Source organism: Arthrobacter sp. AZCC_0090 (assembly GCF_014207375.1).
Lineage (GTDB): Bacteria > Actinomycetota > Actinomycetes > Actinomycetales > Micrococcaceae > Arthrobacter.
On sequence record NZ_JACHEE010000010.1, the window covers coordinates 131,316 to 155,781 of the forward strand.

The window sequence follows — 24,466 nt, forward strand, 5'->3', positions numbered from 1 at the left end:
AATGACCACACCATCGCAGACCATCAGGCTCACCACCGCCCAAGCGGTCATCAAGTACCTCTCCGCACAGTATTCGCTGGCCGACGGCGTGCGCCGCCGCCTGGTCCCCGCAGCCCTCGGCATCTTCGGCCACGGCAACGTGGCTGGCCTGGGACAGGCATTGGACGAACTGGCCGACGACATGCCCTTCGTCCAAGGCCGGCACGAACAGTACCTGGCCCACATCTCCACCGCGTATGCCAAGGCAAGCCGTCGCCAGGCAGTCCTCGCCGTCACGGCCTCCATCGGCCCGGGCGCGCTCAACCTCGTCACCGCCGCCGGCCTGGCAACAGTGAACAGGATTCCGCTCCTGCTCTTGCCGGGTGACACCTACGCCACCCGGCACCAGGGCCCGGTGCTGCAGCAGCTCGAACACCCCACCGAGGCTGATGCCACGGTCAACGACGCGTTCCGTCCTGTTTCGCGGTTCTTCGACAGGATCAACCGCCCGGAGCAGCTCCTGACCGCACTTCCGCAGGCAATGCGCGTGCTCACGAGCCCCACGGACACGGGCGCCGTGGTCCTTTCGCTACCCCAGGACGTGCAGTCCCACGCCTACGACTTCCCGGCCGAATTCTTCGAGCCGCGTGATTGGAAGATCCGCCGGCCGCTGCCTGACCTGGAAGAGGTCGACGACGTCGCCCGGCTCATCCGCTCGGCCGAACGTCCGGTGATTATCGCCGGCGGCGGCATCCACTATTCCGATGCCCACGCCGCGCTTGAGGCACTCGCAGGACAGATCGGCATTCCCGTCGTGGAGACCTTCGGCGGCAAGGGCGCCGTGACCAAGGATGAATGGTGGCAAGTGGGCGGCGTCGGCCTGGAGGGCAACTTCGCCTCCAACACCCTCGTCAAGCAAGCCGACCTGGTCCTGAGCGTCGGCACCCGCCTCACAGACTTCGCCACCGGCTCGCAGTCGATCTTCGAAAACCCGGACGTCCGTTTCGCGTCGTTGAACATTGTGGACGCCGATACCCGCAAGCAGGGCGCCACGGGCATCCTGGCGGACGCCCGACTCGGCCTGGAAGCACTCTCCCGCTCCTTGGAGGGCCACAGCACCAGCGAAAGCTGGCAGGAAACCGTCCACACCGAGAAAGCAAAGTGGGCCCCCATCCGGTCCCAGTGGCTCGACGCCGACACTCCCTTCCGCCCGGAAGACCACCCCGACGCGCCGGTCACAGGCGCGGTCCTGACCCAACCGCAGCTGATCGGCCTGATGCAGGAGCACGCCCGCTCCGGCGACACGATCATTGCGGCGGCGGGAGGACCTCCCGGTGACCTGCAAAAAGTCTGGGACGCCACGGGTAACCGCAACTGCCACCTGGAATTCGGTTTCTCCTGCATGGGTTACGAAATCGCGGCCGGAATGGGCGTCCGGCTGGCCGAGGGCAATAACGACAATCGGGTGGTCACCTTCATCGGCGACGGCACGTTCCTCATGGCACCTACCGAAATCCTCACGGCCGCGCAGGAAGGACTCAACGTCACGGTTGTCGTCTCCGAAAACCACGGCTACCAGGTCATCCACCGCCTCCAGATGAACCGCAGCGGCAAGGAATTCGGCAACGAGTTCCGCTACCGCACCACCGGCGGCAGCGTCGCCGTCGAAGACGCGCCCAAGGCGCGCCTGGATGGCGATTACCTCAAGGTGGATCTGCGGCAGATCGCCGAAGGCCTGGGCGCCCTCGCCATCCGGGCAACCACCGCGGCAGAGGTCCGGGAAGCGCTGGCCTCCACTCGCGATACCGAAGGGCCCGTCGTGATCGTGGTGCCCACCGTCCCGCACGTGGACCTGCCCGGCGGAGACGTCTGGTGGGACGTAGCCCCCGCAGAAGTCTCCGGACAGGAATGGGTCCGCACCCTCCGCGCCGATTACGAGCAGGCAAAGAGCCGCCAGCGGTGGTTCGGATGAGCGCGTCATCAGCGAGCGGCGGAAACCACGACGGCGGACCGCTCGACGGCGGTCAGCTGCGGCGCCGCTTGGCCGCCGGAGAGGTGACCGTGGGAACTTTTGTTGGCATGGCTTCGGCGACTGCGGCGGAAGTGTGCGCCGCCGCAGGCGCCGACTGGGTGCTGATCGATCTTGAGCATGGTTCCGGGGGTGAAGATGCCGTCCGCGACGGTGTCCTTGCGGCCGGAAGCTACGGTGTCCCCACCATCGTTCGTGTGGAGAGCGCCGAGCGGATCCGCATCGGGCGTGTCCTGGACCAGGGCGCGGCAGGCATCATGGTGCCCCGACTGAACACCGTTGAAGAAGCCAGCCAAACCGTGAAGCACATGCTCTATCCGCCTTACGGCGACCGCGGCGTGGCAACCTACAACCGCTCCTGCCGCTGGGGCATGGACAGGGCTCCGTTGAGCGCAGATCAGCAGTCAACCGTGGGAATCATCCAGATCGAGACACTCGACGCCCTGGAGCACGTGGAGGAGATCGCGGCGCAGGACGGCGTGGATGTCCTCTTCGTCGGACCGATGGACATGTCCTTCGCTCTGGGTGTGCCGATGCAACTGGATAGCAGTGCTTTCCAAGAGGCGTTGCAGCGAGTGGTCGCGGCCGCGCAACAGCACAACAAAGCGGCGGGAATCCTCGCGGTGGACGGCTTGGCGGCGGCCAAGTATGTCGGTCAAGGGTTCACGTTCGTTGCCATCGGCTCCGACTCCACCATCATGGCTGCGGCATTCCGTGACGCCTTTGACACCGCACGCAACTGACAAGAATTTACAACGAGAAAGGCAATAACGTGAGCCCAGAATCCCGCACAGTCGGTGTAGGCCTCATCAGCGTCGGATGGATGGGAAAGCTCCACTCGCGCGCTTACCAGACGGTCCCCTACGCCTACCCGGAGCTTGGTTTGGCCACCAAGCTGGTCATCGCGGCGGACACGGCGCCGGATCGGGTGGACTATGCCCGCGACGTCCTTGGCTTCGCGGAAGGCACCACCGACTACCACGATGTCCTGAACCACCCGGACGTGGACGTTGTCTCCATCTGCGCACCCAACTTCCTGCATGCCGAAATCGGTATTGCGGCAGCCAAAGCCGGCAAGCATTTCTGGATCGAAAAGCCTGTTGGACGCGGCTATGAAGAAACCGCAGCCGTGCAGGAAGCCGCTGTGGAGGCCGGCGTCGTGACCTCCATCGGATATAACTACCGGCATGCACCCGCGGTAGAGCACGCCAGGAAGCTCATTGCGGATGGCCGCCTCGGCCGCATCACCAACGTGCGCGCCGTGTTCTTCTCGGGGTATGCGTCCGAACCCAACGGCGCCTTGTCCTGGCGTTTTGACCGGAAACTTGCCGGCACCGGCGTGTTGGCGGACCTGTTCAGCCACGCAACGGACCTGTGCCAATATGTAGTTGGGCCCATCGCCGAGGTAACCGCGCTCACAAGCACGGTCTACACGCAGCGCCCCAAGCTGGCGATGGGGTCAGGGACGCACTTCGCGGTGATCGAAAACGGTGAAATGGGAGAGGTCGAGAATGAGGACTACGCTGCAGCGCTTGTCCGCTTCGGCCCGTCCGCCCGCGGGGCAGGCGCCGTCGGCACCATCGAATCCTCGCGCGTTGCCGTTGGGCCGGAATGCGGTTACCAGATCGAGGTCTACGGGACCGAAGGCTCGCTCAAATGGGACTTCGAGCGCATGAACGAACTCAAAGTCTGCCTTGGCCGGAACAACGACGAGCAGGGCTACACCACGGTCAACGCCAGCCCCCGCCACGGCGACTACGCACACTTCCAACCGGGCCCCGGCAACAGCATGGGCTTTGACGACCTCAAGGTCATCGAGGCCAAGAAGTTCCTGGTCGCCGTCACTGGAGGAGCGCAGGAGAACTCCAACATCCACGATGCCGCTTCCGCTGCCGCAATTGTCAGCGCTGCTGAAGCATCCTCGCTGTCGGGTCAATGGCAGAAGATCGAGGAAATCCACGGCACCACGGCAGCGCGGGTGTAACCATGGCACCTCCATCCGCCCGGCGGCCAACGATCATGGACGTGGCAGAACGCGCCGGCGTTTCCAAGTCCTTGGTCTCACTCGTGCTGCGCGACTCACCGCGCGTCAGTGACGAACGCCGCCAGCGGGTGCTCAAGGCCGTTGAGGAAATGGGCTTCGAGTTGAACCTCGCAGCACGGTCCCTGGCAACGCGGGACAGTGGCACCATCGGTGTGCTAGTCAGCGATATGCACAACCCGTGGGCCTTTGACGTCGCCGACGCCGCACGGACCGTACTTGAAGAGGCCGGGCACACCGTCCTCTTCAGCGCGGTCACGGCGGCGGGCAGGGGAGTGGACCAATCCATCCTCCAGGCCTTCCGGGATTTGCGGGTCGCGGGCCTGCTCGTCGTCGGAACGGTGCCTGACCAGCACCCGTTCAGCCGCGCCGTTTCCGGTGGGGCTGTGGTCTTTGCCGGTGGAGGACCGGACTACATCGACACCGCCGATATCGTGCGAAGCGACGACGCCCTCGGCATGGCAATGGTTGTTGAGCACTTGATCGCACAGGGACACGAGAACATCGTGCACCTTGGCGGTCTTGGTGGCTCGGTTGGCCGGGAACGCGTAGACGGGTATTCGGCGGCTATGGAAGAGCACGGGCTGGCCCGTCACATCCACGTGGTCGATGCCGACTTCTTCCAAGAGTCCGGCTATGTTGCCGCTCAAAGGGCCCTCAGCTCCCGCTCCAAGCACCAGCGCCCCACAGCGCTGGCTTGCATCAACGACCTCGCCGCTTTTGGTGCCATGACAGCTGCCGATGAACGCGGCGTCGAAATAGCCGTCACCGGTTACGACAACATCGCGGTGGGTGCCATGCCGCGCCTGGGACTGACCACGGTGGACCCGGATAGCTCCAGCATTGGCGTCACAGGGGCCAAAACCCTCCTGGAACGCATCCATGGCGAGGGCAGCGGGTTCGTCCACCATTCCGTCACGCCCCACTTGGTCGTGCGGAAATCCAGCCTCCTGGGCCTCTAAAACACCAGGCCTTTAAACCCTCCAGACGTATCAGCGGCGCCATATCTGACGCCGCCCCATACCTCCACATCTTCAAGGATGACGATGGCTTCCATAACCACACCCCAAATCTTTGTCGCTCTCGGCAGCGTCGAGCCAGACCTCGTGGAACCGCTCCTCTCCGAACACCAGCGGCTCATCCAGGACCCCAACGACGAGGACCTGGCCAATGCCGATGCCGCGATCGTCAGGGCTGCCTACCGCGTGGACCGGGAACTGTTGGACCGCATGCCCGCCCTCAAAGTCATTGCCAGGACCGGCGTCGGAACCGACCTCGTGGACGTCGCCGAGGCCAACCGGCGCGGGATCCCGGTGGTCATCACGCCTGGAAGCAACACCGCCTCGGTGGCCGAAGGCGTGTTTGCCCACCTGCTGGCACTCGTCAAGAAGCTCTCTCCACTGACCGCGCTGGTCCGCGAGGGACGCTGGGAGCAGCGTGCCGCCGTCGACGTCGGAGACCTGGAGGGATTCACGCTCGGCATCATCGGCTATGGCCGTATTGGCCGACGGGTGGCGCGTATCGCCGAGGCCTTCGAGCTGAAGGTCCTGGCCTACGATCCTTTCGCCGAAATCCCCGCGGCGATCCGTTGCGACAGTGTGGAGGAACTCCTTGCGGGCAGCGACTTCATCACCCTCCACGCGCCCCTGACACCGGAAAACCACAACCTCATCAACGCGGACCGGCTCAAGGCCATGCGACCGGGAGCGATCCTCATCAACTGCAGCCGCGGCGGCCTCGTCGACCTCGACGCCGTCCACGAGGCACTGCAGTCCGGCCATCTTTCCGGGCTCGGGCTGGACGTGTACGATCCCGAGCCGCCCGCTCACCACCCATTGTTCGACCACGAAAACGTCGTCCTGACTCCGCACCTGATGGGATTCACCCGTCAAGGCATGGCCCACACCGTCAGGGATGCCGCCCAAGGCGCGGTTGACGTCCTCGCTGGCCGCACGCCCGCCGCGGTGGCAGCGCCATGACCGCTCTGAAGTTGGGCACGTCCCCGTCAAAACGCCAAAACCAACCCAAGCCCAACTTTTCCCGGGCAACCAGCTAGAAAGGACCCCCACACATGTCCACTGATCGCCCCGTGAAGCCCCTTAAAGTAGCGCTCTTCGGTTCCGGCCGCATCGGGCAGGTTCATGCCCGGAATATCGCCGATCACCCGGACCTGGAATTGGCATGGATTGCCGACCCTTTCATTGATGGAGCCCGAACGTTGGCGGCTGAAACCGGTGCCATCGCTGTCGAGTCAGCCGACGAGGTTTTCGCGAACGGTGACCTTGACGCCGTCGTGATCGGCTCGCCCACCAGCACGCACGTGGACCTCATCTCGCGCGCCATGGCGCGAGGCGTGGCGGCCCTCTGCGAAAAGCCGATCGACCTCGACATCGAGCGGGCGCTCGCGTGCCGCGACGCGATCAAGGGCAACAACACCCCCCTCATGCTCGGGTTCAACCGGCGCTTCGATCCCCACTTCGCGGCTATCCAGTCGCGCGTCGCAGCGGGTGAAATCGGCCGCCTCGAACAGCTGACCATCATCAGCCGCGATCCCGCACCTGCGCCCGCCGCCTACATTGCTACTTCCGGTGGGATCTTCCGGGACCAGAGCATCCACGACCTGGACATGGCCCGGTTCTTCGTCCCTGACATCATCGAGGTTTCCGCCACCGGCGCCAACCTGTTCTGCGACTACATCGAGGAAGCCGGGGACTTCGACTCGGTTGTCATCACCCTCAAGGGCCGCGACGGCGAGCTGGTCACCATCACCAACTCCCGCCACAGCGCCTTCGGCCACGACCAGCGACTGGAGGCATTCGGCAGCGAGGGGATGCTCAGCGCAGGCAACGTCACCCCGACGACGGTGCGCAAGTATGGCGCCGCGGGCACCGAGGAGTCGGATGCCTACCTGCCGTTCTTCCTGGAGCGTTACGCCGCGGCTTACCGGAACGAGTTGGACAGCTTCGCGAAGGCCATCCGCGCGGGCATCCCCTGCAGCCCGGGATTCGACGACGGCCTGCAAGCACTCGCTCTGGCCAACGCGGCCGAAGAGTCCGCCCGTTCAGGCCGCGCCGTCAGGATCGAAAATTCAGTCAAGATCGGGCAGCCGTAGCCATGCCACTTCTCCAGGACAAAGTCATCCTGATCAGCGGAGGCACGCAGGGTTTGGGCGCCGGAGTCGCTCGGCGTGCGGCGGCCGAGGGTGCAGCCGGGATCGCCATCACAGGTCGGAACGCGGACTCGGGTGAACGACTCGCGTCCGAGATCACCGCATCGGGGGTCGAGGCGCGGTTCATCAAGACCGACCTCGCCGACGTCGAACAGGCCCGGAACTCGGTGCTTGAGACGATCAACGGCTTCGGTCGACTCGACTGCGCGGTCAACGCGGCCGGCTTGACCACCCGCGGCACCATGCTGGACACCACGCCCGAGCTCTTCGACGCGCACATCGCAGTGAACCTGAAATCGCCGTTCTTCATCATGGCCGAAACCATCAAGCATCTTTGTAGCAGGGGTGTGCCAGGAAGCATCGTGAACGTCATCTCCATCGCCGAACTCGGCGGGCAGCCGTACTTGGCGCCGTATGTGGCGGCCAAGGCCGGCCTGGCCGGGGCAACCCGTAATGCCGCACATGCGCACCGTTGGGACAAGATCCGCATCAACGGGCTCGACATCGGCTGGACCGCCACGGATGGCGAAGCCGAAACCCAAAAGAAATTCCACGGCGCAGGGGAGGACTGGCTCGAGAAGGCCAACGCGTCCGTCCCGATGGGAAAGCTCGGCCAAGTGGACGAGATCGCCGAATTCATTGTCTTTCTCCTCTCCGACAGGAGCGGAGTCGTCACAGGCTCGGTCATCGACTGGGACCAGAACGTATACGGAGGATCAGATTGAGCACCATCACCAAGCGTCTTGCCGCGGCACCCATTTCGTGGGGGGTCTGTGAAGTTCCCGGGTGGGGCCACCAACTCGAGGCGGACCGGGTCCTTTCGGAAATGACGGCGCTGGGCATCAGCGCTACAGAGTTCGGCCCCGCGGGGTTCCTCCCTGAAGAGGCTGCCCAGCGCGCGGAAGTGCTGAAGCGGCACAACCTCCAGGCGATCGGCGGCTTCTTCCCCGTCATCCTGCACGACCCGTCGAAGAACCCCGTGGACGTCGTAGCGGCTGAGCTGGATGCGTACGAAGCTGCGGGAGCGAGCGTCATGGTCCTCGCTGCGGAGACTGGCGTCGCAGGTTACGATCAGCGCCACGAGCTCGACGCCGAAGGCTGGGAACTCTTCGGCAGGAACCTTGACGCCGTGGTCAAGGCAGCCGCGGACAAGGGCATCCAGGCAGTGGTCCACCCCCACGTGGGAACCATGATCGAAAGCACCTCGGACGTGAACCGGGTCCTGAACGACACCGCCGCAAACCTGTGCTTGGACACAGGCCACCTGCTCATCGGCGGAACCGACCCAGCCCTTCTGGTTCGCGACTACGCCTCGCGAATCGGCCACACCCACCTGAAGGACGTGCGCAAGTCCGTCGCTCAGCGGGTCCAGGCGGGTGAGATCTCCTACACGGACGGTGTCAAGGCCGGCATGTACGTGCCGCTGGGGCAAGGCGACGTCGGCATCGCCGGCATCGTCCGCGACCTGCTGGGCGCCGGGTACGAGGGCTGGTTCACTATGGAGCAGGACACCATCCTTGATTCCGAACCCACCGACGACGGTCCGGTCCGGGACGTCCGCCAGTCTGTTGCGTTCCTGCGCCAGCTCGAAGCGGAGATCGGCTGATGAGCGCCGTCCGCTGGGGCGTGCTGACCACGGCGAGGATCGCCCAAGGTAGGTTCCTGCCCGCCATGAGCCGGGCACGGAACGCGGTTGCGTCGGCCATCAGCAGCCCGAACGGAAAGGCAGCCGAAGTCGCAGAGCGCTTCGGCATCCCGGCGGCCTATTCTTCCCACGAGGAATTGCTGGCCGATCCAAGCATCGAAGCCGTCTACCTGCCCTTCCCCAACTCGCTGCACGCCGACTGGATTGTTGCGGCCGCGGAGGCTGGAAAGGACATCCTCTGCGAGAAGCCGCTCGTCGCCAACACCCACGACTATCGCCGGGTGCTGGAAGCCTGCGAACGCAATGGGGTGAACCTGATGGAAGCGTTCATGTACCGTTTCCACCCCCAGCACCAGAAGGTCCGTGAGTTCATCGACTCGGGCAAGATCGGCGAGTTGGTGTCCATGCATGCCCGCTTCCACTTCGTCATGGACCGAAGCGAAGGCGAGGTCCGCCTCCAGCCGGGAATGGACGGAGGCGCGCTCAATGACGTCGGATGCTACGCCGTCGACATCATGAACATGGTCATGGGCCGCGCGCCGCGAACCGTCTACGGCAAAGGCACAAGCCGCACGGACGCGGTGGAAACGACTATGGCCGCGATCCTGGACTATGGGGACGTCCTGGGAACGCTGGACTGCGGTTTCGAGGGACCGCGCACTAACACGTTCCAGATCATCGGTACGAAAGGCCAAATCACCCTGGACAAGGCGTTCGACCCGGACCCGGGCGAAATTGCCCGCGTTACCGTATCCTTCCGCGATGGCCGGACCGAGTCTGTCGACATCGGGGAAGACCCGTTCAAGACCGAAATCGAACGATTCAGCGCGTGGGTGCGCAACTCCGGACCCGAACTCGTCCACAGGGAATTGACCGAACAGAACCTGGCCGTCCGCCTGGCGCTCCAGGAATCACTCGCCACCGGCTTGCCGCGGGATGTCAACGACGTACATGCCGTGGAGCACCACCTACTACAGGAGCAGTAATGACTATCATCAACCACTTCATCAGCGGAGCCGAGGCTGCCGGCAGCGGCACGGGCACCAAACCCGTCTACAACCCCGCCACCGGGGCCGTAACGGCCGAGTTGCGGTTGGCCAACCGCTCGGATTTGGACGCGACGGTTGCCATCGCCAAGGAAGCCGCGGCGTCCTGGGGCGACATTTCCCTGGCCAAGCGCACTGCCGTGCTGTTCAAGTTCCGCGAACTCGTCGCTTCGCACGTTGAAGAACTCGCCCAGCTGATCACGGCCGAACACGGCAAGGTCCTCAACGACGCCAAGGGCGAGATCGGCCGCGGCTTGGAGGTCATCGAGTTCGCCTGCGGCATCCCGCAGTTGCTGAAGGGCGAGTACTCGGACCAGGTCTCCACCGGGATCGATGTATTCTCCTTCCGGGAGCCCGTTGGCGTTGTCGCCGGCATCACCCCGTTCAACTTCCCCGTCATGGTGCCTTTGTGGATGGCCCCGATGGCGATCGCCACGGGCAACGCCTTCATCCTCAAGCCTTCACACCGCGTTCCCTCGGCCGCAATGTTGTTGGCCAAGCTGTGGAAGCAGGCAGGTCTGCCCGACGGCGTGTTCCAGGTCCTGCACGGTGACCGCGATGTCATCTCCGGGCTCCTGACGCACCCGGACGTGGACGCGATTTCCTTCGTAGGGTCTACCCCCGTGGCGAAGCACATCCTGGAAGTGGCGACGGCGCACGGCAAGCGGGTCCAGGCCTTGGGCGGGGCGAAGAACCACGCGATCATCATGCCCGACGCCGACCTGGACAACGCTGCCGACCACCTGGCCGCCGCCGCGTTCGGTTCCGCTGGCCAGCGCTGCATGGCCATCTCCGTTGCGGTCGCCGTCGGCGATGCCGCCGATCTGCTGGTCAAGAAGGTCGAAGAGCGTGCCCTCGACGTCAAGGTCAAGAACGGCACCGAAGCCGATGCCGACATGGGCCCCGTGATCAGCCCCGAATCGCGCGAGTTCATCGTCAAGACGGTGACAGAGGCAGAGCAGGCCGGCGCCGTGATGGTGGTGGACGGACGCGACCTGGTGATTCCCGGCCATGAAGAGGGGTTCTGGGTCGGCCCCACTGTGATCGACCATGTGAACACGGAAATGAGCGCCTACCAAGAGGAGATCTTCGGCCCGGTCCTCGTGGTGGTCCGGGTGGAGGACCTGGACGCCGGCATCAAGCTGATCAACGCCAACCCGTACGGCAACGGGACCGCGATCTTCACGTCCTCGGGGGCGGCAGCAAGGAAATTCCAGCGCTCCGTGGATGTCGGCATGATCGGCATCAATGTGCCGCTGCCGGTCCCTGTTGCCTATTACTCCTTCGGCGGCTGGAAGGCCTCGCTGTTCGGCGACAAGCACATCTACGGTCCAGAGAGCGTGTCCTTCTACACCCGCGGGAAGGTCATCACGTCCCGCTGGCCTGAGTCCACCCACGCTTCGGGAGCTTCGTACAACTTCCCGTCCAACTAGTCCCCTCCGGCTCCCAACCTTCGCAAGCTCAGGTCGGGGCCCTCGCCGGCGTGGGCCCAGCCTCCCACCCACCCAACTGGCTTGCAGTTGTTGTCGTTTTGAGCCCGCATAACGACAACCACTGCGGGTCAGTTGGGTCGACGGGTGTTTCGAATCAGTGGCAGGATCGAACCATGACTGTGTCGTTCACCTGCCATACCCACATCCGACGTGAACCCGCGGAGCTATTCGACCTCTCGCGCAATGTCGACGCGCACGTCGGCTCCATGGCCAAGTCCCGGGAACGTGCGGTGGCAGGTGTGGTGTCCGGGCTGCTGTCGGAAGGCGACGAAGTCACCTGGCGGGCCTGGCATTTCGCCCTACCCTTGCGGATGAGCAGCCGGATCACCCAGTTTCACTTCCCCGATTCCTTCACGGACGAGCAAGTGCGTGGTCCCTTCCGGTTCTTCCGGCACGTTCATGAGTTCATTCCCGACGACGGCGGCACGCTCATGATCGATCGCGTCGAGTTCGCGGCTCCCTTCGGAGTGGTGGGCAGGCTTGCGGAGAAAGTGATCCTGGGAAGATATTTGCGGAACCTCATCGAACAACGCAATCGATACCTCGCCAGCAGTGGCGCGGCCGCATGATCAGGTCAGCGCGCGCGGACGAATTGGAGCGGTTGCGCGGGATCGAATTCGCCGCGGGCGAGATCTTCCGATCCTGCGGAATGGACGCCATCGCTGATGACGAGCCGTTGACCGTCACCGAGCTGGCACTCTTCCAGGCGCGCGGTGGCGCTCTGGTCTTTACCGATGCCTCAGATGTTCCTGTGGCTTATCTCCTGCTTGAGCGCCTGGACGGCAATGCGCATGTGGAGCAACTGAGTGTCCACCCTTCGCATGCGCGGCGGGGACTCGGGAGTGAGTTGCTCGATACCGCCGAAAAGTGGGCGCAGGCGGAGGGACTGGCGTGGTTGACCCTGACCACCTTCCGCGACGTGCCCTGGAACGCCCCGTACTACCGGAGACTCGGTTTCGAAGAGCTGGACCCGGAACTGCTCGACGATGGACTGCGCGGGATCCTGGAGTGCGAGGCCTTGGTCGGCCTGAGCCGCTGGCCGAGGATCGCCATGCGGCGGCGGGTAGGGCAACATCCGGTCGACGGCAAGTCTGTCAGTCTGTATTGACAGGCATCAGTTGTCAGTTCAAACTGACAACATGAATGGCGATGAACTGATTCCTCCCACCCCGGTGACGGACCCGGCAACTGGCCTGCGCGCCGTCGGTGCCCTGCACCGCCTGGCCGAGAAAGTGGAGTCAACCAACGTGGCCCTTGCTCGGCAGCAGGGTTGGTCCTGGGAGCAGATTGGCGATGCCTTGGGCGTCTCCCGGCAGTCGGTCCACGCCAAATACGGAAAGTGAGTCTGCCATGTTTGAACGATTTGCCGCTGAGGCCAGGACTGCAGTCCACGCGGGCGCAGAGGAAGCCAAGCGGCGTGGTGACCGGCGAATAGGTACGGACCATTTGCTCCTGGGATTGCTCCACGATCCGGCGAGCAGCCGGACACTGGCGGTGGACCTTGAATCTGCCCGCGCCCAGCTCGACGCCCTTGACCAGCAAGCGCTGGAAGCCGTCGGCATCACTCTGGGCGACTTCGGACCACTGAATGCGCCGAAGGGAAGCAGCCGGACCACCTTCACCTCGGCCGCCCGCTCGGTCATTCAGGATTCCCTGATTCTGACCACCGGGGAGAGGGCCCGCAGAATTACCACCCGACATCTCCTGCTCGCCCTGTTGGAACGGCAGGAACCGGATCCGGCTGCCGTCCTGCTCCATAACCTGAGCGTGGATACGGCGGCACTCAAGGCCCGGCTCCAGAATCCGGGGTCCTAAGCTGACTGTCGTTGCGGGCGCCAGTAGTACAGGTCCCCGAAATAGTGGTCCGTCGTAGTCGGCGGGTCCGCGCCGGGTGAATTGCTGGTCACCTGGTGGGGAGCGGACCGGTGGAAGCCGGGCAGGGGCGGGGCTGTTGACTGGTAGTGGTGGCCGGTAGGGGTGCGGATTTCGAGGACATGCCTGCCCCTGGGCCTGGTTTCGGCTGTCCGGGTTTGTGCTGTCCAGCCGGTGAGTTCTTTGGTGTGGTTGCAGGTTTCGCACAGGCCTGCTCCGTTGGCCAGGCTGGTGGGGCCGCCGTCGTGCCAGGGGATGATGTGGTCGAAGTGCCTGATCGGGGCGTCGCAGTAGGGGGTGCGGCAGGTGTCGTCGCGGGCTTGGATGAAGCGCCGCAGCCCTGCCGGGAAGAGCCGCGCCCGCGAATCCGCGCCGACAAGCTCCCCGGTCCCCGGGGCGGTGAAGAGGCGCCGGAGCCAGAGCTTGAGTTCTTGACCGCTCTCCGGCTCGCCTGCCGTGAGCATTGTCCGTGCCCAGGCGGCGGGGACGATGCCGTAGCCGGCGAGACGGGCGGGTTCGCTGTCGCCCTGGAACAGCGTCCGGTCGGTCATGACGAGCTGGACCTCCACGCCCGCGATCCCGCCCGGGGTGCCGGTGGTGCGTTCGACGAGGGTGTCGGCCATGATCTGGCCCCGGGACCGGGGCTCCCCGCCGGAGCGGAGGGTGTCGGCGTGCCGGGACAGGGCCGCGTGCACGGCCACGCCCTGCGCGACGGGGAGCAGGGCGGTGAGGTAGGTCATGGTGTCCGGTGCCGGGCGGAGGCTGACGTGCCGTTCGGTGGCGGCGTGGCTGGCGCGCTGGGTGACGGAGCGGGGGTCCCGCCGGTAGGCCGCGGTCCGGGCCGCGGCGATGATGGCCTTGTCCCCGGCGCCGTCGAAGACTCCCGTGTCGGCGGCGAGTTCCTCGTCCACGGCGCAGCGGTCTTCGGCGGACAGGCAGGCTGTTTCCTTCACCAGCAGGGTGGCGCGCCATTCGCTCAACCGTCCGGTGTCGAGGGCGGTGAGGGTGTGCGGCATTTCCGTCACGAGGGCTTTGGCCAGGCCCAGAAACCGGGATCCGCGGGCGGGGGATTCCCGCCGGGCCAAGGCGATCTGGGCTCCGACGCCGCGTCCCTGTTCGTCGGCCGGGATGCCCAGGTCTTTCTCGGCGCTGCGCTGGGCGGCGTCAAAGGCGACGGTGATCCTGGCTTGCGCGGCGGCGGCCGCCGACTTCAGGTCCTCAAGCGCAGCTACCTGGTCAATCAACGTAGCGCTGTCCGCGCTGGGCCGAATAGAGCTCACCGCAACGATCAGATCCCGCACACTTGCGCCTGCGGTCTGGGCATCCGGCGTTTGGGCGCGCCGGATCTGACCGCCGGGGACAGCAATATCCGGACCCACGCCGCCGATTGGCGCGCCCGCCCCGATCGCCCGGATTCCTTGATTGCCGTCCATAGGTAAACCCTCCCAGAAGGGTCTGACATTTTTAGGCCAGGGAGCCCTGCCAAGCCGAAATACCTCGAAATCAGCAAGAATTCTCTTGAGGCGGACTACTGACAGCTCCCGCCGATCCTCGCCAGAGGACGCGCCGGCCGGCGAAAGCCCGCCAATAGGCCGGAGGGCGCGCCGCCGAACCATGCTCAGCTTCGAATGCCGCAACGGCAGCGAAGCGAAATGCGTCACACACTGATAGTTCGCACGACCGACAGCAGCGTCGGCAAAGAGCAGCTATCCCGCCACCAACTCAACCTCGTAACCGTCGGTGTTCACCAGATAGGCGGCGTAGTGGTCGGGGCCGCCGGCGTGGGGGTATTTGCTTTCGAACATCTCGTACCAGCCGCAATCGGCGCCGAGCTCCCGGAGCCGGTCCACGTTCTCCTTCGTGCCTGCGTGGAAGGCGAGGTGGTTGAGGCCGGGTTCCGTCCTGCGGTGCGTGCTTCCGGTGATCGCCGCGGATTGTTCGATCACAATGTATGTGGCTCCGAGTTTCCAACTGCAGCCGTCTGGCCACTCTTGGAATTGTTCGTAGCCGAGTTCGGCCAGCAGCCAGCCCCATTCCTCTTGTGCACGGGCGATGTGCGGCACCCAAATCTCGACGTGGTGCAGCGAACCCACTGGAACTTCAGCCATGCCGTGAGTCTACGTTTGCCTGAGGCCCGCCGGAATGCCCGGCAACTCCACTACGAACGCCGCGCCTCCCTCAGCAGCCGTGCGAACGCTGATGCGCCCACCCAGCCGCTGCACGATCCTCGCGGCGATCGACAAGCCCAGTCCGCTGCCCACGGGCCGTTCGCCGCTGTACCTGGCAAAGAGCGCACCGCGTTCAAACGCGACGGCGGCATCCGCCTCCGTGAGCCCAGGTCCGCCGTCGCGCACTTCCACGGTGAGCCCGCCGCCGGAAGGATACGCCGCGAGCACCACGGGAGAGTCCTCCGGCGTCACGCGCAGCGCGTTTTCCAGCAAACCGTCCACCACTTGGCGCAGCCGTTGGCCATCGCTACGGATGGGCAATGCTCCAGCAGGCAGCTCGAGCCGCCCCACGATCCCGCTTTGAACGCACACGGCCTGCCAGGCCTGCCAGCTCTCCTGCAGTATCAAAGATGCATCCACGGGCTGAAGTTCTACGCGGAAATCGTCGGACTCAAGCCGCGCCAATTCCAAGAGATCGCGGACGAATCTGTCCAGCCGATTGGTTTCAGCCACGAGGGTCTGCCCGACGCCGCTCACCTCGGCTCCGCTGATCACGCCGTCGGCCAAGGCCTCGGCGTAGCCCCGCAGCGCCGTGAGGGGTGTCCGGATTTCGTGCGAAATGGAGAGCAGGAATTCGCGTTGCCGCCCTTCGCTGGTCCGGAGGGCGGCGTCGAGGGCGGCGAGCGCCCGCGAAACCTCCACCACCTCGGCTGGTCCGCCGGGCACCACCGCGACGGCTCGTTCTCCGGTCGCGAGCCGGTGCGCTGATTGCGCGGTGCGCACCAACGGCCGGCTGAGCCATTGCGCCAACAAGCCGCCAGCCACGATGGAGAACACGAGGCAGGCCGCGAGGGCAATCAGCATGCGGCTCAGCAGGGGAGCGGCGGCCGCGCGGATCTCGGACACGGGCTGCGCCAGCACCACGCCACCACCTGCCGCAACGGGCCGGGCTTCGAGGACCACCGTGTTTTGCGGTCCGTCCACGGTCCTGGATACCGACTTTCCGGCCAACACATCCGCCACGGTCTTCGCATCCACCAACCTGGCGCCGCCACCTGTCACGCGGCCGTCAGCGCTGATCGCAGCGAGCCTCGCGCCGTGGGTCAGCAGATCGGCGCGGAGGTCCTGGAGGCTTCCGAGGCTGGTTTGTTTGCTGAGGGAATCGGCCTCGACTGCGAGATACTTCTTCGCTTCGTCAACCGCCGTGGCGTTCACCAGTTGGGCGGCCAAAAGGCCGGCGAGCACGACGGCGACAGTCGCGACGGCGGCAATCACCGCCGTCGTGCGCCCTGCCAGTGTGCCGAACCAGCGCCTCACGCTGAATCCCCGGAGGATGGCGCAACCGCCGAGTACCCGACGCCGCGGCTCGTCGCGATGGGGGAGTGCTCGCCGAGTTTGGCGCGGAGCTGTGCGATGTGCACATCAACGGTCCGTCCCGCGGCATAACTTGCCTGGCCCCACACAGCCGAAAGCAGCTGCTCGCGCGAAAAGACGCGGCCAGGATGGGCCATGAGATAGGCGAGGAGGTCGAACTCGGTGGCGGTCAGCGTGATTTCGGCCGTGCCCGCGCATGCGGTGCGGTTCAGCGGATCCAGTTCGACGCTGCCCAGCACAAGCGGTTTGGGCCGCGGCGTCCCTTCGGTCCGGCGCAGCACCGCCTTGACCCGCGCGACCAGTTCAGAGGGCGAAAACGGCTTGGTGAGATAGTCGTCGGCGCCCAATTCCAAGCCAAGGACGCGGTCAACTTCCTCATCACGGGCAGTCACGAATAGGACAGGAGTCCAGTCCTCCGCCTGCCGCAATTGCCTGCAGAGTTCGATCCCATCCATGCCCGGCAATCCGACGTCGAGAATCACCGCGACCGGTTTGAGCCGCCTGATCTGTGCCAGCGCGGAAATCCCGTCGCGCTCCACATGTACGCCGAAACCGGCGCGGCTCAGGTACAGGCGCTGGATATCGGCGATTGCCTGTTCGTCCTCGGCAATCAGCACCAATCCGCGGCTGTCTTCCATGCGTCCATTCAACAGCAAGGACGGACGCCCCGGAGCATCCGTGGCCGGTGACAGGGACGGTTTTACATTCCTCGAACATTCGCCGAACAATCAGTTCATGCGGCCGGACGAGAGTGTTGTGAAGAGAGCTGGCGGACGAGCCGCCAGCCGGAACAAAGGACACTGACCATGGACAACGCCGCCCCGAACTCCAGTACCCCAACTCAGCGGCGCAAGGGCAGCAAGGCCCGCACCGCCGTCGTCGGCGTTCTTGCCGCCAGCCTCCTGCTGGGCGGTGGGGTGCTTGCCGCCAATGCGGCGAGCTCGCCCACCGCTACAAGTACGACGGCGGCTGCCACCTCCCAGCCCACGGCGACGGCTGCCGCGGCCAAGTCTGCCCTGGCACGGCATCCACTCTCGGCCGCCCTGCGGTTCTTCGTGAACGGTGACAGCAGCAAGCCCAACTACGGCCAACGCGCCGCGAAGATCGCCACCTTCATCCTAGACAAGCGCCCGAAGCTGGCCGCAAAGCTTCCAGCGGCGTTGCAGGCCGACCTGAAGGCGCTGAAGGACGCGGCGGACGGCGACCGCGTAGCGAAAGCCACTCACATCAAGGACACCGCACTGAATGGCGGCTATGGGCCGAAGATCCAAGCGCAAGCCAAGCGGATGCAAGAGCAGAAAGCGGACCGCAAGGCCTGAGGCGCTGCCTAGGCCGGGACTTCCGAAAGGTCCCGGCTAGGCTTCGCTTCCGCAGGCGTGCCGAGAGGCTCGCTGTCGAACGGCATCTCGTCGAGGTCGATCAACGGGTTGGTGTCCTGGGTGGCCACCAGCTCGCGAGCCTCCGCCTGGGTGTCCACGCTGGGCATGGAACCCGGGAGCGGGCGCTGCGCGGATTCACGCAGGAAGTAGATGGCGACGGCGCCCACGATCGAGGTTGCCATGAGGTAATACGCGGGCATCATGTCGTTGCCGGTGCCCTGGATCAAGGCAGCGACGATGAACGGCGTGGTGCCGCCGAAGATCGCTACGGAGAAGTTGTAGGCGATCCCCATTCCCCCGTAACGGCTTGAGGTCGGGAAGAGTGCCGGCAGCGCAGAGGCGAGGTTGGCTATGTAGAACGTGACCGGGAAGGCGATCAGGGCCAAACCGGCAAGCGTGGACCAAATATCGCCGATGCCGATCAGCAGGAATGCCGGAACGGCGAACACAATGGTGCTGATGGCGCCGATCCACAGGACGGGCCGGCGGCCGATCCGGTCGGAGAGCTTGCCCGTCAGCGGGATACAGACTGCCATGATGACCAACACGGGGATGGTCAGAAGGGTGCCGTGAACGGGGTCGTAGCCCTTGGACTCGGTGAGGTAGGTGGGCATGTAGGAAGTCAGCATATAGCCCACGGTGTTGGCGGCCGCAGCAAGGATCATGGCGAGGATAATCTGGCGCCAGTAAGCCTTGACGATGCCGATGGGGCCCTTGGCTACTGCGGCATCGCCCGCTGCGGCGTCCGCGGCGAGTGCTTCCTGGGCATCCAAAGTGGCCTGGAACTGGGGTGATTCCTCGATCTTGCTACGGAAGTACACGGCGATGACGCCGAGCGGCCCCGCGATGAGGAACGGCAGCCGCCAGCCCCAGTCCTCCATGGCCGATTGGCCGAGGGTGAGCTGCAGGATGGACACGAGGGCCGCACCAAGGGCAAAGCCGATGTACGAGCCCATATCCAGGAAGCTCGCGAAGAAGCCGCGGCGCTTGTCCGGAGCGTATTCGCTCACAAACGTGGTGGCGCCGGCGTATTCACCGCCCGTGGAGAAACCCTGGATGAGTTTCAAAATGACCAGCAGTGCCGCCGCCCAGATGCCGATCTGTGCGTATCCCGGTAGGAGCCCGACGGCGAAGGTACTCGCCGCCATCAGCAGGAGTGTTGTGGCGAGCACCTTTTGGCGACCCACTTTGTCGCCCAGCCAGCCGAAGATTACACCGCCGAGCGGCCGTGCCACGAAGGTTGCGGCGAAGGTTCCCAGCATGAACAGGGTCTGCACGGACTTGTCGGCCTCGGGCAGGAAGACGGGACCCATCGTGGTGATGAGGTAGCCGAAAACGCCGACGTCGTACCATTCCATGGTGTTTCCGACGATCGTGCCGCCAAGGGCTTTTTTCAGCATGGGCTGGTCTACGACGTTGACGTCGGATACTTTGAGTCGACGGCGTGTTGGAAGTTTCAATTTTGAGGTACCGCGTGGTGCGGTTTTGCTCGTTCCAGCGGCGTTCCTAGCGCCTGCTGGAGAGTCAGTGATGCTTTGGTCTATGGGCATTTGGGCCGCTCCTAGGGGGGTCATTTGCTTGCGACGTTTAGCTGCCGCGCTCTGGGCAGGGTTTCAATTTTACGCGAGTTTCGCCGAAACTAAGAGTCGGACTCCCAATTCTCGGCGCTCGAAGGCGCCTTTCGGGCCCAAATGTCTGACATCCAAATGCCGCCCACAGCCCCGGAATCACGCGGATTTTGAGGCGTTCCGTGGCTGCGTTACCAAATTTTTTGGTTCAGGACCACGAAACGCACAGTTTGCTGATCATTTTCGGTGGGTTTACCGTAGTTTTCCGAGCACCACCGTGGCATCGAATTCTTCGGAATGGACCACCCTCGCGGAAAGCTCGGCGAGCTCGAACAAGGCGGCCGTCGTTGGGGCCTGCCGGACGCTCGTTTCGATCAGCAGATGACCCCCTGGAGCCAGCCATAACGGCGCCTCCCCAGCTATCCGGCGGTGCACGTCCAGGCCGTCCGCGCCGCCGTCGAGCGCTATGAGCGGTTCATGCAGACGCGCCTCCGGCGGCATCATTCCGATCGAGTCCGTGGGCACGTACGGGGCGTTGGCTACCAGTACTTCCACGCGGCCGCGAAGGGTCTCCGGGAGGGCCGAGTACAGATCGCCTTCATGCACTTGTCCGCCAGCAGGCCCGATGTTGCGAGCGGCGCAGCGGATCGCGACTGGATCGACGTCGGCAGCGTGCAGCTCGATGCCGCCCACTGCGGCCGCCAGTGCGGTGCCGACGGCACCCGAACCACAGCAAAGATCGACGACGACGGCGCCCGGCCGGGCGATGCGGGCCGCCTCCTGGACGAGGTACTCCGTGCGGCGGCGGGGGACGAACACACCCTGGTCTACGGCAATGTGCTGGCCGCAGAACTCAGCCCAGCCAAGGAGGTGTTCGAGGGGCAGTCCCGAGACGCGCAGTTCGACCATCCGGTCGAGTTCCCCGGGAGCGTGCGCCGCAGCGATCAGGAGCTCGGCCTCGTCTTCGGCGAAGACGCAACCGACCGAACGGAGCCGGGCCGTGATGGCGGAATGGGAAGGCTGGAACGTGCGTTCTGACATGGGAGAGCCTTTCGGGATACCGAGGGGTGCTCTCCGGGCCATGCTAGCCGAGAGCGGACGTGGAGGCGACGCCCGAAGCGCGCTCCGGGAAAGTCAGGGTTCACAAACACGGTCTGGAGTGTCTAGGGTGGGTTCATGGGAACACTGATTTTTGAATAGACCAGCGGGTCCTGGTTCGTCGCAGATGCTGGCCACGCCACTGCTGACGTTGATCCGACGCCGTTGAGTTTGAACCGACAAAAATCCATGCCTGTTGAGGCTTCGCCTCCGCGCTGTTCCTGTTGCTGCTATTTGGACCCTGGGTCTCGCAGAGGACGTCGCAGTCCCGAGGACCTCCTCCGGCAAATCAAGAACTTTAAGGAGTCCACTGCATGACACCGAACGCACCCGAAACCAACGCCGAGCAGGAACCCGCAGAGCAAGCGGCGGCCGTGCAGGAAACTGACGCCCTGGCTGCAGGCATCAAATCGAAACTGACTGACGCCCAGAAGGAAATGCTGGCCCGCAAGTCCAGGGGTGGCGCCGGGGCAGGCTGGCAAAGCACCGGAAAAGGACACAAGCCAACCCAAGCGAGTGGCAAGCAGGCCAAGTCCGAGAAGAAGGTCCGCTGGTAGATCTTGCTGAGGAAGTTCCTACAGACAAGAGGACCGCTCCCACCTAGTATGGAAAATCCCTTCGTTTCACTGCAGAAAGGAAGAACAATGGCTGCGAAGCACGTTGCGCAACAAATCGACTCCGAGGTCGCAAGCCACTTGGTCGAGTCCATGGATAAGACAACCATGCCGGCCCCGGAAACTGTGGCCATGACGCTGGCGTCGAACCAAGGACCATCCTGGCCGGACGGCAGCGGCAAGGCCAAACACCCTAAGGACCGCGGTGCCAATCATGGCCGCGTCGGGCAGCAGGCTGCGGTCACCGCGGTCCACCGCACCAGCCGTCCTCAGATGCCGCACTCGTCCTAGAAATATTCGACACAGAAAATGCCCTGCGACCCCGGAATTCCGGGGTCGCAGGGCATTTTCCGTGTCGCAGGTCCGTTCAGGGAGCGCGCTCGACGTCGTCGGGGGACTTGTCCGGCCGCCACCCGCGCCAGACGGGATGGCGCATCCTCTCGGTGCCGGTCCAATCGCCGAACGTCACCTCTCCCACGAGCTCGGGGGAAACCCAGTGGGCGCCGCGCGCGTCCTCGGCGGGGATGTCGTGGAAGGGAGAGTCCGGGCGATCGAGCCCCTCCAGGCGCTTCAGGATGTCCCGCAGCTGCCAGTCCTTGAAGCCAGTGCCTACCCTGCCCGCATAGCGCAACTTGTCGCCGTCGGGGATCCCCACGAGCAACGCGCCAATGGTCCCGAGCCTCGCGCCGGAGCCCGGCCGCCAACCACCTACCACCACCTCCTGCATGCGTTCCAACTTGAGCTTGATCCAGGACCTGCTGCGCCGCCCCGGCTGGTACCGGCTGTCGGCGCGCTTGGCCATGACGCCCTCCAAGCCAAGCTCGGCGGCGCTGGCCAAGAGGTCGTCCATATCATGCTCCAGCACTTCGGAGATATGAATGGGGGAGCCTTCGCCCGGCATATCGGCATTGAAGTCTGCCAGCCGGTCTCGGCGCTCGCTGAGGGGCAGGGAGGTGAGGTCGGCGCTGCCGCCTTTTTCGGTAGTGTGGCGGGATCCGGCGTCGTACAGGAGATCGAACAGCATCAGCTGCACGGGGACCCCGGCCCGGGCGCGCTCGACGTCGCCTGGCTTGTAGAGGTTCATCCGCTTCTGGAGCAACTCGAAGCTGGGCCGGCCGTTCTTGCTGAGCGCCACGATCTCGCCATCCGCCACAAAATCGTGGTGCGGCCAGTAATGCGGATCCGCCAGCTCGGGGTAGGTGGGCGTCATGTCGATCCCGGAGCGGCTCGTCAGCCTGATCTTGCCACCCGATCCTGAAACGATGGCCCGGAAGCCGTCCCACTTGAGCTCGAACAGCCAGTCCCCGTCCGCCACATCGGCGGTGGTCCCGGACGTCGCGAGCATGGGCGCGTAGCTGGGTGTCCCGTTCGATTGGTGCGCGGCCTCAGGCAACAGCACCGTCCTGTGGCCCGGTTTGTCCTTCATCAGGTGGATCAGCCACTGCGACGGCGACTCTCCCGTGTGGATGAGTGCGAAACGGCGGGTGCCGTGCAATCCGCCGCCGGGCTTGCCGGTGAGGGTGGCGATGACTTCCTTGCCGTCGCGCCATTTTTCGCACTCGAACTCTCCGCTGTCCCAGATGCTGACAGTCCCGGCGCCGTATTCGCCCTTCGGAATGATGCCAGTGAACTCCGCGTACTCCATCGGGTGGTCTTCGGTCCGTACGGCCAAGTGGTTCTTTGCCGGGGTGTCCGGCACTCCCCGGGGCAGCGCCCAGGACGCCAGGACGCCATTGTGCTCCAGCCTGAAATCAAGGTGGAATCGGCGGGCATGATGCTCCTGGATGACAAAGATTCCGCCGGGAGGGTTGGGCTCTGCGTCAGGCTGGAGTGGGCGCGAACCGGGTTGATGGCCGACGGCGGGAAACGGTTCGGGCGTCCGTTGCGGGTCGCGCTTGTCCACATAGCTCGCCAGCCGCGGGTTCACGGCGGTGGCCTCGCCGCCCGAGGTGCCCCCGACGGCGGTGCTTCCGGCCGGGGTGCGCTGGCCTCCCGGACCGGAGGCGCCGTCGTCGTTCTTGCTTTGCGTGCCGCCGGAGCGCTTGGAGCCGTTGCCTGCGTGCGCGGGCGTATGCCCGGACTGCCCGGCGGCCACCGCGGCGAAGGGGTCTTTCCCGTCTTTGACGCGCTTCATGACAGCCGTGAAGTCCAGATGCTCAAGCTCGGGGGAGGCGAGTTCACGCCACGTCCTGGGAGCAGCCACCATGGGGTGGGCGCGTCCGCGAAGGGAGTACGGGACGATGGTGGTCTTGTTCCCGCTGTTCTGGCTCCAGTCCACCAAGACCTTGCCGTTGCGCAGGGTCTTCTTCATGTCGCTGACCACAAGGTCCGGGTGGTCAGCCTCGAGGGAGCGCGCCAATTCGTGGGCAAACGCGGAGACCTGCTCCCATTTGCGGGTGCCATCCAGCCCGGCGTAGAGGTGGATCCCCTTGCTGCCGCTTGTCACAGGGACGGGATCAAGGCCGATGTCCTGCAGAATGCTGCGCGCCAGCTTGGCGACTTCAACGCATTCGGGGAGGCCCGTGCCCGGGCCGGGGTCAAGGTCCAGGACCAAGCGGTCGGGCGGCAACATGGTTCCGTCGGCGTCCACTTGCCATTGCGGCACGTGGATTTCCAAGGCGGCGATCTGGGCCAACCAGGTGAGCGTAGCGAGGTTGTTGACGAGCGGGTAAACGTTGCTGTGGTCCCTGTGCTGGATGGTGACCCGGGGAACCCACGACGGCGTCGAGTCGTCCAGGTTCTTCTGGAAGAACATCTGCCCGGGATTCTCGGTGGTCCCTACTCCGTGCACCCAGCGCTTGCGGGTGGCGGGTCGGTTAGCGGCGGCCGGGATCAGGAATGGTGCCACGGCCGCGTAGTATTCGAGCACTTCGGCCTTGGTGGTGCCAGTCTCCGGGTAGATGATTTTGCCCAGGTTGGTGAGCGTCAGTTCGTGGCCCTCGACGTTGACGCGTTCCTTTTGGCTGGTTGCCACCTCTTCACCTCCGCCTT

The 24,466-nt window shown here is 64.9% G+C and carries 24 protein-coding genes; 17 read left to right on the plus strand and 7 right to left on the minus strand.

Annotation, left to right across the window (positions count from 1 at the left end; genetic code table 11):
• Position 1: 1 nt before the first annotated feature.
• The 14 genes from iolD (at position 2) to HNP00_RS16270 (ending at position 13,217) form a co-directional block, all read left to right on the plus strand.
• Positions 2-1,951, plus strand: a complete 1,950-nt coding sequence (gene iolD, locus HNP00_RS16205; RefSeq protein ID WP_184740753.1) for a 3D-(3,5/4)-trihydroxycyclohexane-1,2-dione acylhydrolase (decyclizing) — start codon at positions 2-4, stop codon at positions 1,949-1,951.
• Positions 1,948-2,751: an HpcH/HpaI aldolase/citrate lyase family protein gene (locus HNP00_RS16210; protein WP_184740754.1), complete on the plus strand. Its 804-nt coding sequence runs from the start codon at positions 1,948-1,950 to the stop codon at positions 2,749-2,751. Before iolD ends, HNP00_RS16210 begins: the two co-directional genes overlap by 4 nt.
• Positions 2,752-2,780: 29 nt before the next feature.
• Complete coding sequence (locus HNP00_RS16215) at positions 2,781-3,992, plus strand: Gfo/Idh/MocA family protein (RefSeq protein ID WP_184740755.1); 1,212 nt, start codon at positions 2,781-2,783, stop codon at positions 3,990-3,992.
• A gap of 35 nt (positions 3,993-4,027) precedes the next feature.
• On the plus strand, positions 4,028-5,011 hold the full coding sequence (locus tag HNP00_RS16220) for a LacI family DNA-binding transcriptional regulator (RefSeq protein ID WP_260405020.1): 984 nt from the start codon (positions 4,028-4,030) through the stop codon (positions 5,009-5,011).
• Between the two features lie 84 nt (positions 5,012-5,095).
• Positions 5,096-6,028: a hydroxyacid dehydrogenase gene (locus tag HNP00_RS16225; RefSeq protein WP_184740757.1), complete on the plus strand. Its 933-nt coding sequence runs from the start codon at positions 5,096-5,098 to the stop codon at positions 6,026-6,028.
• A 92-nt stretch (positions 6,029-6,120) separates the two neighbouring features.
• Positions 6,121-7,161 (plus strand): inositol 2-dehydrogenase, encoded by a 1,041-nt coding sequence (iolG, locus tag HNP00_RS16230; protein ID WP_184740758.1) that lies wholly within the window; start codon positions 6,121-6,123, stop codon positions 7,159-7,161.
• 2 nt (positions 7,162-7,163) lie between these two features.
• On the plus strand, positions 7,164-7,943 hold the full coding sequence (locus HNP00_RS16235) for an SDR family oxidoreductase (RefSeq protein ID WP_184740759.1): 780 nt from the start codon (positions 7,164-7,166) through the stop codon (positions 7,941-7,943).
• Positions 7,940-8,824: a sugar phosphate isomerase/epimerase gene (locus HNP00_RS16240; RefSeq protein WP_221451567.1), complete on the plus strand. Its 885-nt coding sequence runs from the start codon at positions 7,940-7,942 to the stop codon at positions 8,822-8,824. Before HNP00_RS16235 ends, HNP00_RS16240 begins: the two co-directional genes overlap by 4 nt.
• Complete coding sequence (locus HNP00_RS16245; protein ID WP_184740760.1) at positions 8,824-9,849, plus strand: Gfo/Idh/MocA family protein; 1,026 nt, start codon at positions 8,824-8,826, stop codon at positions 9,847-9,849. The genes HNP00_RS16240 and HNP00_RS16245 overlap by 1 nt, the downstream gene beginning before the upstream one ends.
• Positions 9,849-11,342 (plus strand): CoA-acylating methylmalonate-semialdehyde dehydrogenase, encoded by a 1,494-nt coding sequence (locus HNP00_RS16250; protein WP_184740761.1) that lies wholly within the window; start codon positions 9,849-9,851, stop codon positions 11,340-11,342. Before HNP00_RS16245 ends, HNP00_RS16250 begins: the two co-directional genes overlap by 1 nt.
• A gap of 173 nt (positions 11,343-11,515) precedes the next feature.
• A complete protein-coding gene (locus HNP00_RS16255) occupies positions 11,516-11,971 on the plus strand; it encodes an SRPBCC family protein (protein ID WP_184740762.1) in 456 nt (151 codons plus the stop codon).
• Entirely contained in the window at positions 11,968-12,510 is a 543-nt protein-coding gene (locus tag HNP00_RS16260; RefSeq protein ID WP_184740763.1) for a GNAT family N-acetyltransferase, read from the plus strand. Before HNP00_RS16255 ends, HNP00_RS16260 begins: the two co-directional genes overlap by 4 nt.
• Before the next feature lie 31 nt (positions 12,511-12,541).
• A complete protein-coding gene (locus HNP00_RS16265) occupies positions 12,542-12,745 on the plus strand; it encodes a helix-turn-helix domain-containing protein (RefSeq protein WP_184740764.1) in 204 nt (67 codons plus the stop codon).
• A 7-nt stretch (positions 12,746-12,752) separates the two neighbouring features.
• Positions 12,753-13,217, plus strand: a complete 465-nt coding sequence (locus HNP00_RS16270; RefSeq protein WP_184740765.1) for a Clp protease N-terminal domain-containing protein — start codon at positions 12,753-12,755, stop codon at positions 13,215-13,217.
• Here HNP00_RS16270 and HNP00_RS16275 read toward each other — a convergent pair.
• From HNP00_RS16275 to HNP00_RS16290, 4 genes are all read right to left on the minus strand, one after another.
• A complete protein-coding gene (locus HNP00_RS16275; RefSeq protein ID WP_184740766.1) occupies positions 13,214-14,707 on the minus strand; it encodes an HNH endonuclease signature motif containing protein in 1,494 nt (497 codons plus the stop codon). The two genes, HNP00_RS16270 and HNP00_RS16275, sit on opposite strands and share 4 nt — an antisense overlap.
• 273 nt (positions 14,708-14,980) lie before the next feature.
• A complete protein-coding gene (locus HNP00_RS16280) occupies positions 14,981-15,382 on the minus strand; it encodes a VOC family protein (protein ID WP_184740767.1) in 402 nt (133 codons plus the stop codon).
• Positions 15,383-15,391: 9 nt separating this feature from the next.
• Complete coding sequence (locus tag HNP00_RS16285; protein ID WP_184740768.1) at positions 15,392-16,759, minus strand: sensor histidine kinase KdpD; 1,368 nt, start codon at positions 16,757-16,759, stop codon at positions 15,392-15,394.
• Positions 16,756-17,454 carry a response regulator transcription factor gene (locus HNP00_RS16290; protein ID WP_184740769.1) on the minus strand — a complete coding sequence of 233 codons (699 nt, stop codon included), beginning with the start codon at positions 17,452-17,454 and terminating at the stop codon, positions 16,756-16,758. Before HNP00_RS16290 ends, HNP00_RS16285 begins: the two co-directional genes overlap by 4 nt.
• Before the next feature lie 168 nt (positions 17,455-17,622).
• Here HNP00_RS16290 and HNP00_RS16295 point away from each other — a divergent pair, with 168 nt between their 5' ends.
• On the plus strand, positions 17,623-18,135 hold the full coding sequence (locus HNP00_RS16295; protein WP_184740770.1) for a hypothetical protein: 513 nt from the start codon (positions 17,623-17,625) through the stop codon (positions 18,133-18,135).
• Positions 18,136-18,143: 8 nt separating this feature from the next.
• On the opposite strand, the gene HNP00_RS16300 is transcribed toward HNP00_RS16295, so the two are convergent.
• A complete protein-coding gene (locus tag HNP00_RS16300) occupies positions 18,144-19,745 on the minus strand; it encodes an MFS transporter (protein WP_184740771.1) in 1,602 nt (533 codons plus the stop codon).
• A gap of 270 nt (positions 19,746-20,015) precedes the next feature.
• Positions 20,016-20,804 carry a putative protein N(5)-glutamine methyltransferase gene (locus HNP00_RS16305; protein ID WP_221451568.1) on the minus strand — a complete coding sequence of 263 codons (789 nt, stop codon included), beginning with the start codon at positions 20,802-20,804 and terminating at the stop codon, positions 20,016-20,018.
• A gap of 371 nt (positions 20,805-21,175) precedes the next feature.
• Between HNP00_RS16305 and HNP00_RS16310 the strand changes: the two genes are divergently transcribed.
• Both HNP00_RS16310 and HNP00_RS16315 read left to right on the plus strand, forming a co-directional pair.
• A complete protein-coding gene (locus tag HNP00_RS16310) occupies positions 21,176-21,418 on the plus strand; it encodes a hypothetical protein (protein ID WP_221451586.1) in 243 nt (80 codons plus the stop codon).
• Positions 21,419-21,505: 87 nt separating this feature from the next.
• Positions 21,506-21,766 (plus strand): hypothetical protein, encoded by a 261-nt coding sequence (locus HNP00_RS16315; protein ID WP_184740773.1) that lies wholly within the window; start codon positions 21,506-21,508, stop codon positions 21,764-21,766.
• A 76-nt stretch (positions 21,767-21,842) separates the two neighbouring features.
• Here the strand turns inward: HNP00_RS16315 and HNP00_RS16320 are convergent, their stop codons facing one another.
• On the minus strand, positions 21,843-24,449 hold the full coding sequence (locus tag HNP00_RS16320; RefSeq protein ID WP_184740774.1) for an ATP-dependent DNA ligase: 2,607 nt from the start codon (positions 24,447-24,449) through the stop codon (positions 21,843-21,845).
• Between the last annotated feature and the right edge of the window lie 17 nt (positions 24,450-24,466).